Source organism: Streptomyces sp. TOM-9 (assembly GCF_056858595.1).
The window spans coordinates 6,992,917-7,006,348 of the sequence record NZ_JBXEQB010000001.1; the positions used below are offsets into that span (position 1 = coordinate 6,992,917).

The 13,432-nt window shown below is 73.4% G+C and carries 9 protein-coding genes and 1 pseudogene; 7 read left to right on the forward strand and 3 right to left on the reverse strand.

Translation table 11 applies throughout. The features are described 5' to 3' along the window. Positions 1–13 precede the first annotated feature (13 nt). The 7 genes from mmuM (at position 14) to AC1VWI_RS32520 (ending at position 10,583) form a co-directional block, all read left to right on the forward strand. Complete coding sequence (gene mmuM, locus AC1VWI_RS32490; protein WP_499514556.1) at positions 14–976, forward strand: homocysteine S-methyltransferase; 963 nt, start codon at positions 14–16, stop codon at positions 974–976. Further along, complete coding sequence (locus AC1VWI_RS32495) at positions 967–2,424, forward strand: 3' terminal RNA ribose 2'-O-methyltransferase Hen1 (protein WP_499514557.1); 1,458 nt, start codon at positions 967–969, stop codon at positions 2,422–2,424. The genes mmuM and AC1VWI_RS32495 overlap by 10 nt, the downstream gene beginning before the upstream one ends. After that, a complete protein-coding gene (locus AC1VWI_RS32500; protein WP_499514558.1) occupies positions 2,421–4,967 on the forward strand; it encodes a polynucleotide kinase-phosphatase in 2,547 nt (848 codons plus the stop codon). The genes AC1VWI_RS32495 and AC1VWI_RS32500 overlap by 4 nt, the downstream gene beginning before the upstream one ends. A 75-nt stretch (positions 4,968–5,042) precedes the next feature. Next, entirely contained in the window at positions 5,043–6,266 is a 1,224-nt protein-coding gene (locus AC1VWI_RS32505) for an arginine deiminase (RefSeq protein ID WP_499514559.1), read from the forward strand. 116 nt (positions 6,267–6,382) lie between these two features. Continuing rightward, positions 6,383–7,387 (forward strand): ornithine carbamoyltransferase, encoded by a 1,005-nt coding sequence (argF, locus tag AC1VWI_RS32510; RefSeq protein WP_499514560.1) that lies wholly within the window; start codon positions 6,383–6,385, stop codon positions 7,385–7,387. Positions 7,388–7,485: 98 nt separating this feature from the next. After that, positions 7,486–8,313, forward strand: a complete 828-nt coding sequence (locus AC1VWI_RS32515) for an enoyl-CoA hydratase family protein (protein ID WP_499514561.1) — start codon at positions 7,486–7,488, stop codon at positions 8,311–8,313. 2 nt (positions 8,314–8,315) lie between these two features. Beyond that, positions 8,316–10,583 (forward strand): bifunctional salicylyl-CoA 5-hydroxylase/oxidoreductase, encoded by a 2,268-nt coding sequence (locus tag AC1VWI_RS32520; protein ID WP_499514562.1) that lies wholly within the window; start codon positions 8,316–8,318, stop codon positions 10,581–10,583. 12 nt (positions 10,584–10,595) lie between these two features. Here AC1VWI_RS32520 and AC1VWI_RS32525 read toward each other — a convergent pair. From AC1VWI_RS32525 to AC1VWI_RS32535, 3 genes and pseudogenes are all read right to left on the reverse strand, one after another. Further along, positions 10,596–10,931 (reverse strand): annotated as a pseudogene (locus AC1VWI_RS32525) (Uma2 family endonuclease); the annotation flags it as partial. 39 nt (positions 10,932–10,970) lie between these two features. Then, entirely contained in the window at positions 10,971–11,795 is an 825-nt protein-coding gene (locus AC1VWI_RS32530; RefSeq protein WP_499514563.1) for a PaaX family transcriptional regulator, read from the reverse strand. A gap of 4 nt (positions 11,796–11,799) precedes the next feature. After that, a complete protein-coding gene (locus tag AC1VWI_RS32535) occupies positions 11,800–13,404 on the reverse strand; it encodes an AMP-binding protein (protein ID WP_499514564.1) in 1,605 nt (534 codons plus the stop codon). Between the last annotated feature and the right edge of the window lie 28 nt (positions 13,405–13,432).

Genomic DNA, 13,432 nt, shown 5'->3' on the forward strand with positions numbered 1-13,432 from the left:
AGGAGCACCCGCGATGCCCGCACCCCGCCGGCCCTTGGCGCAGGCCCTGGCCGAGTCCACCGTCGTCCTCGACGGCGGGCTGTCCAACCAGCTCGCCGACCAGGGCTGCGACCTGGCCGACGTGCTCTGGTCGGCCCGGCTGCTCGCCGACGCGCCGGAGCAGATCGAGGCGGCGCACACCGCCTACGTGCGGGCGGGCGCGCGGGTGCTCATCACCTCCAGCTACCAGGCAACCTACGAGGGCTTCGCCGCGCGCGGCATCGGGCGGCAGGAGGCGACCGCCCTGCTGCGCCGCAGCGTCGCCCTCGCCCGTGCCGCCGCCCACGACCGCGACGACGTCTGGGTGGCGGCCTCCGTGGGACCGTACGGCGCCATGCTCGCGGACGGCAGCGAGTACCGGGGCCGCTACGGGCTGAGCGTCGCGGAACTGGAGCGCTTCCACCGGCCCAGGATCGAGACGCTGGCCGAGGCCGGTCCGGACGTCCTGGCGCTGGAGACCGTGCCCGACATCGACGAGGCGGAGGCGCTGCTGAGGATCGTCGCGGACCTCGGCGTGCCGGTCTGGCTGAGCTACACCGTCGCCGGCGCGACGACCCGGGCGGGCCAGCCGCTGGAGGAGGCGTTCCGGATCGCGGCGGACGCGGACGCGGTGATCGCCGTCGGCGTCAACTGCTGTGACCCGGCGGACGCCGCCCTGGCGGTGGAGACGGCGGCGGCGACCGTGGACCGTCCCGTGGTCGTCTACCCCAACAGCGGCGAGATCTGGGACGAACGGGCCCGCGACTGGGGCGGCGGCTCCGTCTTCGACCCGGCGCTTGCGTCCGGCTGGCAGCGGGCCGGTGCCCGGCTCATCGGGGGATGCTGCCGGGTCGGCCCTGCGCAGATATCCGCCCTCGCCCGCGCACTCACCCCACAGCCGGGGAAAACCGCTGTTCGGAGCGGGGACGGGCAGGCGATACTCAGGCGGTGTTCCTGACGATAACGACCACCGGCAGCGGCGGCATGCCCGCCACGGACCTCGGCTTCCTGCTGCACAAGCATCCGGAGAAGGCCCAGGTCTTCTCGACCTCCTACGGCGACGCCCATGTCTTCTACCCCATGGTGTCCGAGCAACGGTGCACGGCCGCGCTGCTGCTGGAGGTCGATCCGGTGGCGCTCGTGCGGCGCGGCAAGGGCAAGGGCCGGGGCGGAGCCCCGGACTCCGCTCTCGGCCACTACGTCAACGACCGGCCGTACGCCGCCTCGTCGCTGCTCGCGGTCGCCCTCCGCACGGTGTTCGCCAGCGCCCTGAGGGGCGTCTGCGACGCCCGCCCCGAGCGGGCCGCACAGCCGCTGCCGCTGCGGATCGAGATCCCCGCCGTGCCCGCGCGCGGCGGTGCCGCCCTCGTCCGCCGGCTGTTCGAGCCGCTGGGCTGGACCGTGGAGGCCGAACCGGTCGCGCTGGACGAGCGGTTCCCCGAGTGGGGCGAGTCGCGCTACGTGCGGCTGGCCCTGGAGGGCGAGCTGCGGCTGTCCGAGGCCCTGCGGCACCTGTACGTGCTGCTCCCGGTCCTGGACGACGCCAAGCACTACTGGGTGTCGCCCGACGAGGTCGACAAGCTGCTGCGCATGGGCGACGGATGGCTCGCCGGCCACCCGGAGCAGCGGCTGATCACCAGCCGCTACCTCGCCCGCCGCTGGTCGCTGACCCGGCAGGCCATGGAGCGGCTGGAACTGGCCCGGCTCGCCGAGGCCGACGACAGCGAGGCCGAGGAGCTGGACAACGCCGTCGACGAGGAGGTGGACACCGAGGAGAAGCCGCTGCCCCTGGCGGTGCAGCGCCGCGAGGCGATCCTGGCGGAGCTCCGCGACGCCGGGGCGAGCCGGGTCCTCGACCTAGGCTGCGGTCAGGGCCAGCTGGTCGGCGCGCTGCTGAAGGACGTCCGCTTCACCGAGGTCCTCGGCGTCGACGTGTCGGCCCGGGCCCTGGGCGAGGCGGCGCGGCGACTGCGGCTGGACCGCATGGGCGAGCGGCAGTCCTCCCGCGTCCGGCTCGTGCAGGGTTCCCTGACGTACACCGACGCCCGCCTCAAGGGCTACGACGCCGCGGTGCTCAGCGAGGTCGTCGAGCACCTCGACCTGCCCCGGCTCCCCGCCCTGGAGTACGCCGTCTTCGGTGCGGCACGACCCGCGACCGTGGTCGTGACCACGCCGAACGTCGAGTACAACGTGCGCTGGGAGACGCTGCCCGCCGGGCACGCCCGGCACGCGGACCACCGCTTCGAGTGGACGCGGGCGGAGTTCCGCTCCTGGGCGGAGCAGGTCGCCGGACGGTACGGCTACGGCGTGCGGTTCGTCCCCGTCGGCCCCGACGACCCCGAGGTCGGCCCGCCCACCCAGATGGCAGTTCTCACGATGACCGCGAAGGAGGTCACGTCCGCATGACCGGCAAGCGCACCCTCCCGGTGACCGACCTTTCCCTCGTGGTCCTGATCGGCACCACCGGCTCCGGCAAGTCCACCTTCGCCCGGCGCCACTTCAAGCCTACCGAGGTGATCTCCTCGGACTTCTGCCGCGGCCTGGTCAGCGACGACGAGAACGACCAGGGCGCCAGCGGCGACGCCTTCGACGTGCTGCACTACATCGCGGGCAAGCGGCTGGCCGCCGGCCGGCTCACCGTCGTCGACGCCACCAGCGTGCAGCAGGAGAGCCGCCGCCAGCTCGTCCGGCTCGCCCGCGAGTACGACGTGCTGCCCATCGCGATCGTCCTCGACGTCCCCGAGCAGGTCTGCATCGAGCGGAACGCGTCCCGTCCCGACCGCGCCCACCTGCCCCGGCACGTCGTGCAGCGCCAGCAGCGCGAGCTGCGCCGCTCCCTGCGGCAGCTGGAGCGCGAGGGCTTCCGCAAGGTGCACGTCCTGCGCGGCACCGAGGAGGTCGAGGCGGCCGAGGTCGTGCTGGAGCGCCGCTACAACGACAAGCGCGAGTTCACCGGCCCGTTCGACATCATCGGTGACATCCACGGCTGCAGCTCCGAGCTGGAGACCGTGCTCGGCAAGCTGGGCTACGTCGACGGCGTGCACCCCGAGGGCCGCACGGCCGTCTTCGTGGGGGACCTCGTCGACCGCGGCCCCGACAGCCCCGGCGTGCTGCGCCGCGTCATGGGCATGGTCGCCGCAGGCAGCGCCCTGTGCGTGCCCGGCAACCACGAGAACAAGCTGGGCCGCTGGCTGAAGGGCAAGAAGGTCCAGCACACCCACGGCCTCGCCGAGACCATCGAGCAGCTGGAGAAGGAGGACGAGAAGGACCCCGCCTTCCGCGAGCAGGTGCGCGAGTTCATCGAAGGACTCGTCAGCCACTACGTCCTCGACGGCGGCAAGCTGGTCGTCTGCCACGCCGGCCTGCCCGAGAAGTACCACGGCCGCACCTCCGGCCGGGTCCGCTCGCACGCCCTGTACGGCGACACCACCGGCGAGACCGACGAGTTCGGCCTGCCCGTGCGCTACCCGTGGGCCGAGGACTACCGCGGCCGCGCCGCCGTCGTCTACGGCCACACACCCGTGCCGAGCACCTCGTGGATCAACAACACGATCTGCCTCGACACCGGCGCCGTCTTCGGCGGGCGGATGACCGCCCTGCGCTGGCCCGAGCGCGAGATCGTCGACGTCCCCGCCGAGCGGGTCTGGTACGAGCCGGCGAAGCCGCTCGCGAGCCAGGCCCCCGGTGGGCAGGACGGGCGGCCGCTCGACCTCGCCGACGTCGCCGGCCGCCGTGTCGTGGAGACCGTGCACCACGGCCGGGTCGCCGTCCGTGAGGAGAACGCGGCCGCCGCGCTGGAGGTCATGAGCCGCTTCGCGGTCGACCCGCGGCTGCTGATGTACCTGCCGCCGACGATGTCGCCGTGCGCGACCTCGCAACGGGAGGGTTACCTGGAGCACCCGCACGAGGCGTTCGCCGCCTACCGCGCGGACGGCATCGGCCAGGTGCTCTGCGAGGAGAAGCACATGGGCTCCCGCGCCGTGGCGCTGGTGTGCCGCGACGCGGAGACGGCCGCCGAGCGCTTCGGGGTGACCGGCGGCGTGACGGGCGCCCTGCACACGCGCACGGGCCGTCCGTTCTTCGACGACCCGGCCGTCACCGAGCAGGTCCTGGACCGGCTGCGGGCCTCGGTCACCGCCGCCGGGCTCTGGGAGGAGCTGGGCACGGACTGGCTGCTGCTCGACGCCGAGCTGCTGCCCTGGTCGCTGAAGGCCACCGGCCTGCTGCGCAAGCAGTACGCCGCCGTGGGCGCCGCCTCCGGCGCGGTCTTCCCGGGCGCGATCGCCGCCCTGGAATCCGCCGCCGCGCGCGGCACCGACGTGGCGGGCCTGCTGGAGCGGCAGCGCGGGCGGTCGGCCGACGCCGCCGCCTTCACCGAGGCGTACCGGCGCTACTGCTGGACGACCGAGGGCCTGGACGGGGTGCGTCTCGCGCCGTTCCAGATCCTGGCCGCCCAGGGCCGCAGTCTCGCCGCGCTCGCGCACGACGAGCAGCTGGCGCTCATCGACCGCATGGTCGCCGCCGACCCGACGGGGCTGCTCCAGGAGACCCGCCGGCTGCTGGTCGACACCCGCGACGAGGAGTCGGTGGCTGCCGGTACGCAGTGGTGGCTGGAGCTGACCTCCGCCGGCGGCGAGGGCATGGTCGTCAAGCCGCTCCAGGCGCTGGTGCGCACCGAGGACGGCAACCGGCTGGTCCAGCCCGGCATCAAGTGCCGCGGCCGGGAGTACCTGCGGATCATCTACGGTCCCGAGTACACCCGGCCCGACCAGCTGGCCAGGCTCCGCTCCCGCGCCCTGGGCCACAAGCGCTCCCTCGCGCTGCGCGAGTACGGCCTGGGCCTGGAGGCGCTGGACCGGCTGGCCGCGGGCGAGCCGCTGTGGCGCGTGCACGAGGCGGTCTTCGCCGTCCTGGCGCTGGAGTCCGAGCCGGTGGACCCCCGGCTGTGACGGGCGGGGGGCGGGCACCCGGGTGCCCGCCCCTCCCTGGCGGTAAACCCTTGCCAAGTGGGAATGTCTAGCTCCATGGCATTCCATGTGGACTCCGAGGCAGGGCGGCTGCACCGCGTCATCCTCCACCGCCCCGACCTGGAGCTGAAAAGGCTCACGCCGTCGAACAAGGACGCCCTGCTCTTCGACGACGTCCTGTGGGTGCGCCGGGCCCGTGCCGAGCACGACGGCTTCGCCGACGTGCTGCGCGACCGGGGCGTGGCCGTGCACCTCTTCGGTGACCTGCTGCGCGAGACGCTGACCCTGCCCGAGGCCCGGCGCATGGTGCTGGACCGGGTCTTCGACGAGAAGGAGTACGGCCCGGTGGTCACCGACCACCTGCGCGCCGCCTTCGACGAGCTGTCCGCGGCCGAGCTGACCGAGGCCCTGGTGGGCGGCATGACCAAGCGGGAGTTCCTGGCCCGTTTCGCGGAGCCGACCTCGGTCCGCTTCCACGTGACGGACCTGGACGACTTCCTGGTCAACCCGCTGCCCAACCACATCTTCACCCGGGACACCTCGGCCTGGGTCTACGACGGGGTCAGCATCAACGCGATGCGCTGGCCGGCCCGCTGGCACGAGACGATCCACTACGAGGCGATCTACCGCCACCACCCGCTCTTCGCGGGCGGCTCCTTCCACGTGTGGTCCGAGGGCCAGGCGGCCTACCCCTCCACCATCGAGGGCGGCGACGTCCTGGTGATCGGCAACGGCGCCGTCCTCATCGGCATGAGCGAGCGCACCACCCCGCAGGCCGTGGAGATGCTGGCCCAGCGCCTGTTCAACGCCGGGTCGGCCACCACGATCGTGGCCCTCGACATGCCCAAGCGCCGTGCCTTCATGCACCTGGACACCGTGATGACGATGGTCGACGGCGACACCTTCACCAAGTACGCGGGCCTGGGCATGCTGCGCTCGTACACCATCGAGCCCGGCGCGGGGGAGCGCGACCTGAAGGTCACCGACCACCCGCCGGAGCACATGCACCGGGCCATCGCGGCGGCCCTGGGCCTGGACGACATCCGCGTGCTCACCGCGACCCAGGACGTCCATTCCGCCGAGCGCGAGCAGTGGGACGACGGGTGCAACGTGCTCGCGCTGGAGCCGGGCGTCGTGCTGGCGTACGAGCGCAACGTCACCACGAACACCTTCCTGCGCAAGCGAGGCATCGAGGTCATAGAGATCCCCGGGAGCGAACTGGGGCGCGGCCGCGGCGGTCCGCGCTGCATGAGCTGCCCCATCGAGCGGGATCCGGTCTGACGGGGCGATCCGTGGGCCGGGTTCGGGCTGTATAAGGATGCGTCGATTCGTATAGACTTCCATGGTCTCGGCGCACTCATGTTCGGCACCCGGCCGACCTCGACCTAGGAGCCCCCATGGCCATCGACCTCACGGGCCGCCACTTCCTCAAGGAGCTGGACTTCGCCCCCGAGGAGTTCCGCGGGCTGGTGGACCTGGCCGCCGAGCTGAAGGCGGCCAAGAAGGCGGGCACCGAGGTCCGGCGGCTCGCCGGCCGGAACATCGCCCTGATCTTCGCCAAGACCTCCACCCGCACCCGCTGCGCCTTCGAGGTCGCCGCGGCCGACCAGGGCGCGTCCACGACCTACCTGGACCCGGCCGGCTCCCAGCTCGGCCACAAGGAGTCGGTGAAGGACACCGCCCGCGTGCTCGGCCGGATGTACGACGGCATCGAGTACCGCGGGACGGGCCAGGAGGTCGTCGAGGAACTGGCAGCCCACGCCGGGGTGCCGGTGTGGAACGGCCTCACCGACCAGTGGCACCCCACCCAGATGCTCGCCGACGTGCTCACCATGGCCGAGCACTCCCGTTCCCCGCTGGGGGAGACCGCCTACGCCTACCTCGGCGACGCCCGCTCCAACATGGGCAACTCGCTGCTGGTCACCGGAGCCCTCCTCGGCATGGACGTCCGCATCGCCGCCCCGGAGCAGCTGTGGCCGGACGACGGCGTCGTCGCCGAGGCGCGGCGCCTCGCGGAGGTCACCGGCGCCCGCGTCACCCTGACCGAGGACGTCGCCGAGGGGGTCGCCGGCGCGGAGTTCGTCCACACCGACGTCTGGGTGTCCATGGGCGAGCCCGCCGAGGTGTGGGACGAGCGCATCGCGCTGCTGAAGCCGTACGCCGTGACCGCGGACGTGCTGCGGGCCACCGGCCGCCCCGACGCGAAGTTCATGCACTGCCTGCCCGCCTTCCACGACCTGGGCACCACCTTGGCCCGGGAGATCCACGAACGGCACGGGCTGACCTCGCTGGAGGTCACCGACGAGGTATTCGAGTCGGCGTACTCCATCGTCTTCGACCAGGCCGAGAACCGGATGCACACCATCAAGGCCGTCCTCGTCGCCACGCTGGCAGGCATGTGAGGCGCCGTGCATATCGCGCACTCGTGACGGCGGTCACGAAGGAGTGATAACTTCGCGGTGTTGGCAAGCCTGCCTCCCCCGCGAAGGAGGACGTGCCCATGAGCCCCTACCGAGGCTCCGCAGGCCGGACCGAGGAATGGCGGCACCTGCGCGTCGAGCGCGCCGACGGCGTCGTCACCGTCACCCTCGACCGGCCCGACAAGCTCAACGCGCTCACCTTCGGCGCCTACGCCGACCTGCGCGACCTGCTCACCGAGCTGCCGCACCACGGCGACACCCGCGTGCTCGTGCTCGCGGGGGCCGGTCGCGGCTTCTGCTCCGGCGGGGACGTCGACGAGATCATCGGTGCCACCCTCGCCATGGGCGCGGGCCAGCTCCTGGACTTCACCCGCATGACCGGGCAGGTCGTCCGCGCCCTCCGCGAGGCCCCCTTCCCCGTCGTCGCCGCCGTCCACGGCGTCGCGGCCGGAGCCGGTTCCGTCATCGCCCTCGCCTCCGACTTCCGGATCGTCGAGCGCTCGGCCCGCTTCGCCTTCCTCTTCACCAAGGTCGGCCTCGCGGGCGCCGACATGGGCGCCGCCTACCTGCTGCCCCGCATCGTCGGCCTCGGCCATGCCACCCGGCTGCTGATGCTCGGCGACACCGTCGGCGCCGCGGAGGCCGACCGCATCGGCCTGGTCAGCGAGCTCGTCGACGACGGGCAGGCGGACGCGAGCGCCGCCGCCCTCGCCAAGCGCCTGGCGGCCGGTCCCGCGCTGGCGTACGCGCAGACCAAGGCCCTGCTCACCGCGGAGCTCGACATGCCGCTCGGCGCCGCCGTGGAGATGGACGCCGCGACCCAGGCGCTGCTGATGACCAGCGAGGACTACGCCGAGTTCCACGCCGCGTTCACCGACAAGCGCAGCCCCAACTGGAAGGGCCGTTAGCCGTGCGGGTGGCCATCATCGGCGGCGGCCCCGGCGGGCTCTACGCGGCCGCACTGCTCAAGCGCCTCGACCCGGAACGTGAGATCACGGTCTGGGAGCGCGGCTCGCCGCAGGACACCTTCGGCTTCGGCGTCGTGCTGTCCGACGAGACGCTCGGCGGCATCGAGCACGCCGACCCGGTCGTCTTCCGCGCCCTGGAAAGGGAGTTCACCCGCTGGGACGACATCGACGTGCGCCACCGCGGCCGTGCCGTCACCTCCGGCGGCCACGGCTTCGCGGCGGTGGACCGGCGCACGCTGCTGGCGGTCCTCCACGACCGCTGCCGCGAGCTCGGCGTGACCGTCCGCAGCCGCGAACTCGCCCCGGCCGCCGAACGGCTGGCCCGCGGCCACGACCTGGTCATCGCCGCCGACGGCGCGGGCAGCGCCACCCGCGGGGCCCACGCCGCCGTCTTCCGCCCCACCCTCACCGGCCACCGCTGCCGCTACATCTGGCTCTCCACCGACCTCGTCCTGGACGCCTTCCGCTTCGAGATCGCCGAGACCGAGCACGGCGTGATGCAGGCCCACGGCTATCCGTACCGGCCGGACGCGAGCACCTTCATCGTCGAGATGCGCGAGGACGTCTGGCAGCGCGCCGGGCTGGACCGGCTGGACGAGGCCGAGTCGATCGCCCGCTGCGAGAAGATCTTCGCCGACGCCCTGCACGGCCACGGCCTGCGCGGCAACCGATCCCGCTGGATCGCCTTCACCACCGTCGTCAACGAGCGCTGGCGGCACGGGAACATCGTGCTCCTCGGCGACGCCGCGCACACCGCGCACTTCTCCATCGGCTCCGGCACCAAGCTCGCCATGGAGGACGCCCTCGCCCTCGCCGCCTGCCTGCACGAGCAGCCCGGCGTCCCCGAGGCGCTCGCCGCCTACGAGGCCGAGCGCAAGCCGGTCGTCGCCAGCACGCAGCGCGCCGCGCGGGCCAGCCTGGAGTGGTTCGAGCACCTGGAGCAGTACACCGCCCAGCCGCCCCGGCAGTTCGCCTTCAACCTGCTCACCCGCAGCCGCCGGGTCACCCACGACAACCTGCGGCTGCGCGACGCGGAGTTCACCGCCTCCGTGGAGCGGGAGTTCGGCACCGGGCCGGACACCCCGCCGATGTTCACCCCCTTCACCCTGCGCGGGCTGACCCTGCGCAACCGGGTCGTCGTCTCGCCGATGGACATGTACTCCGCCACCGACGGCACCCCCGGCGACTTCCACCTCGTCCACCTCGGCGCCCGCGCCCTCGGCGGCGCCGGCCTGGTCATGACCGAGATGGTCTGCGTCAGCCCCGAGGGCCGCATCACCCCCGGTTGCGCGGGCCTGTGGAACGACGGGCACGAGGACGCCTGGCGCCGCGTCACCGAATTCGTGCACGCCCGGCCCGGGGCCGCGATCGGCCTCCAGCTCGGCCACAGCGGCCGCAAGGGCTCCACCCGGCTGATGTGGGAGGGCATCGACCAGCCGCTCCCGGAGGGCAACTGGCCGCTCGCGGCCCCCTCCCCGCTGCCGTACCACCCCCACGTGAGCCAGGTCCCGCACGCCCTGGACGCCGAGGGGCTCGCCGAGATCCGCGAGCAGTTCGCCGCCTCCGCCGCGCGCGGCGCCCGCGCCGGGTTCGACCTGCTGGAACTGCACTGCGCCCACGGCTACCTGCTCTCGTCCTTCCTCTCCCCGCTCACCAACCGGCGCACCGACGCCTACGGCCGCGACCTGACCGGACGGCTGCGCTTCCCCCTGGAGGTCTTCGACGCCGTCCGCGAGGTCTGGCCCGCCGACCGCCCGATGACCGTCCGCATCTCCGCCACCGACTGGGCCGAGGGCGGTACGACCGCCGACGAGGCGGTCGAGATCGCCCGGGCCTTCGCCGCCCACGGTGCCGACGCCATCGACGTCTCGACCGGCCAGGTCGTCGCCGACGAGGCCCCCGACTTCGGCCGCTCCTACCAGACCCCCTACGCCGACCGGATCCGCAACGAACTCGGGGTGCCCGTCATCACGGTCGGCGCCATCTCCTCCTGGGACGACGTCAACTCCCTGATCCTCGCGGGCCGCGCCGACCTGTGCGCGCTCGCCCGCCCCCACCTCTACGACCCCAACTGGACGCTCCACGCCGCCGCCGAACAGGACTACTCCGGACCCGGCGCCCCCTGGCCCCTCCCGTACCAGGCGGGCAGCCGCCGACCGCCCACGGGCCGCACGGACGCCCCCCGTCCCCGGCTCACGCTGGATGTGTGAGAGGCGGCCGCCTCAGCCGAAGACGGAGGTGTCGAGGGCGAACGCGAACGGCTCGGGGAGGTCGAGCTCCTTGCCGAACAGCACCCGGACGTCCTGGCGGTAGTCCTCGGCGTCCGGCTCGCTGTACAGGGTGACCGTGCCCTCGGTGCGGTCCACCGGCAGGTGGAACGGGATGCCGGCGGCGGCGTGGCCGCGTCGCTTCGGGCCGCGATCCTTGTCCGGGCGGGAGGACGTCACCTCGACGGTCATCACGACGCCGTCCGCATCTGCCCACGAGTCGAGACCGCGGAAGAAGCGCCGGGGGGCCACGGATGCGTCGGGGACGAAGCGGTGCCCCGCCGGGTGGCGCGGGCGTACATCCTGCCAACGATCACCGGAGGAGGGCGGTCACGCCGTGGGGCCGGCGGACCGCGCGAACTCCGCCCCCGCGTCGCGCAGCCGCGCGTGCAGGCCCTCGAAGACGGCGGCGGCGCGGCCGCCGGGCCAGTCGGGCGGGAGGAGGGCGGGCGTCAGGCCCGGGTCGGCGTAGGGGAGGCGGCGCCAGGAGTCGAGGGCGCGCAGGTAGTCCGCGAAGGCTTCCTGCGGCGGGGTCGCCTCCCGGGCGGCCCAGGCGCGCAGCACGGGCTCGTGGGCGTCGAGGAAGGTGTGGTGGCGCTTGGCGACCGCGTCGAGGTCCCACCAGCGGCGCACGGCCGCGGCCGTCGGCTCGAAGCCGAGGTGGGTGCCGGTGAAGAGGTCGACGTAGGTGTCCAGGCCGAGCCGGCGCAGGGTGTGCAGGGCCTCCTCGTGGAGGCGGGCGGGCGCGATCCACACGCCCGGGGCGGCGGTGCCGAAGCCCAGCCGGGCCAGGCGGGAGCGGAGCAGGTGCCGCTTGTGGCGCTCGCTCTCCGGCACGGAGAAGACCGCGAGCACCCACTCCTGGTCCCCGGCTCCGCCGGCCGGGTGACCGTAGATGCGGCGGTCGCCGTCGGCGAGCAGCTGCCGGGCGTCCTCGGACAGGGCGTAGCCCGCGGCGCCGGAGACGCGGTCCGGCTCCAGCAGGCCGCGGCGCTTGAGCCGGGAGACCGCCGAGCGTACCGACTGCGGGTCCACGTCCACGGCGCCCATCAGCCGGATCAGCCCGGCGACGGGTATCCGCCCGTCCCAGGCCTCGGCCCGGCCGTAGGCGCCGAAGAAGGTCACGATCAGCGAACTGGGGGTGTGCTCGGTCACGCGATCACTGTAGGTCGCGCAGCCGGAAGCGCTGCAGTTTCCCGGTGGGAGTGCGGGGCAGGGCGTCGAGGAAGGCGATCTCGCGGGGGCACTTGTAGCTCGCGATCTCCTCCCGGGTGAAGGCGCGCAGCGCCTCGACCGTGTGCTCGTCGCGCGGGGGGCCGTCCCGCAGCACGACGAAGGCCCGGACGATCTGGCCGCGCTGGTCGTCCGGCACGCCGATGACCGCGGCCTCCCGCACGTCGGGGTGGCGCAGCAGCGCCTCCTCGACCTCGGGGCCCGCGATGTTGTACCCCGACGAGATGATCATGTCGTCGGCTCGGGCCACGTAGCGGAAGTAGCCGTCCGGCTCGCGCACGTAGGTGTCGCCGGTGATGTTCCAGCCGTCGCGCACGTACTCCCGCTGCCGTTCGTCCGCCAGGTAGCGGCAGCCCGTGGGACCGCGCACCGCCAGCAGCCCCGGTTCGCCGTCCGGCACGGGGGACAGCGTCGCGGGGTCGACGACCCGGGCCTGGTAGCCCGGCACCGGCAGGCCCGTGGTGCCCGGCCGGATCACGTCGTCGGCGGCGGAGATGAAGATGTGCAGCAGCTCCGTGGCCCCTATGCCGTTGATGATCCGCAGCCCCGTCGACTCGTACCAGGCGTGCCAGGTCGCCTCGGGCAGGTTCTCGCCCGCCGACACGCAGCGCCGCAGCGAGGACAGGTCGCGGGTGCCGTGCGAGGCGAGTATGGCCCGGTAGGCGGTGGGCGCGGTGAACAGCACGGTCACCGCGTGCTCCGCGACGGCCCGGGCGAGCTGTTCGGGTCCGGCCTGCTCCAGCAGCAGCGCCGACGCCCCCACGCGCAGCGGGAAGACGACCAGGCCGCCCAGCCCGAAGGTGAAGCCCAGCGGCGGGCTGCCGGCGAACACGTCGGCGGAGGTCGGTCGCAGTATGTGCGCGGAGAAGGTGTCGGCGATCGCCAGCACGTCCCGGTGGAAGTGCATGCACCCCTTGGGCCGTCCGGTCGTCCCGGAGGTGAAGGCGATCAGCGCGACGTCGTCGGCCGAGGTCTCCACCGCGGGGAAGGGGTCCGGCCGGTCGGCCGCGAGCCGCAGCAGATCGTCCGGTGCCTCCCCGCCGTACGTGGCGATGCGCAGCCCGGGCGCCTCGCACTTGGCGAGGTCGTCGACCGCGCGGATGTCGCACAACGCGTGCCGGACGGCGGCGATCTCGCAGATCGTCGCCAGCTCGTGCGGGCGGTGGGCCGCGAGCACGGTCACCGCGACCGCGCCCGCCTTCATGACGGCGAACCAGCACGCCACCAGCCACGGCGTGGTGGGGCCGCGCAGCAGCACGCGGTTCCCGGGCACCACCCCGAGCTCGTCGGTCAGCACGTGCGCGATGCGGTCGGAGGCGGCGCGCAGGTCCGCGTACGACCAGACCTCACCGCCCGGCATCCGCAGGCAGGGCGCCCCGGGCAGGCCGGCGGCAAGGAGTTCGGTGCCGCAGTTGAGCCGGCCGGGATAGGCCAGCTCGGGGAGGTCTTGGGTCAGGACGGGCCACTGGTCACGCGGCGGGAGGTGATCCCGCGGGAAAGTGTCCACGTGTGCTGATGGCAGCAGGTCCATGGCGGGTTCGCCCCTCGTTGGCACCTGG

What these genes read in the sequence shown, in the direction of transcription:
- AC1VWI_RS32515 (WP_499514561.1), top strand. Translation starts at nt 7,486, where the DNA reads ATGAGCCCCTACCGAGGCTCCGCAGGCCGGACCGAGGAATGGCGGCAC.
- mmuM (WP_499514556.1), top strand. Translation starts at nt 14, where the DNA reads ATGCCCGCACCCCGCCGGCCCTTGGCGCAGGCCCTGGCCGAGTCCACC.
- AC1VWI_RS32505 (WP_499514559.1), top strand. Translation starts at nt 5,043, where the DNA reads ATGGCATTCCATGTGGACTCCGAGGCAGGGCGGCTGCACCGCGTCATC.
- AC1VWI_RS32500 (WP_499514558.1), top strand. Translation starts at nt 2,421, where the DNA reads ATGACCGGCAAGCGCACCCTCCCGGTGACCGACCTTTCCCTCGTGGTC.
- AC1VWI_RS32535 (WP_499514564.1), bottom strand. Translation starts at nt 13,404, where the DNA reads ATGGACCTGCTGCCATCAGCACACGTGGACACTTTCCCGCGGGATCAC.
- argF (WP_499514560.1), top strand. Translation starts at nt 6,383, where the DNA reads ATGGCCATCGACCTCACGGGCCGCCACTTCCTCAAGGAGCTGGACTTC.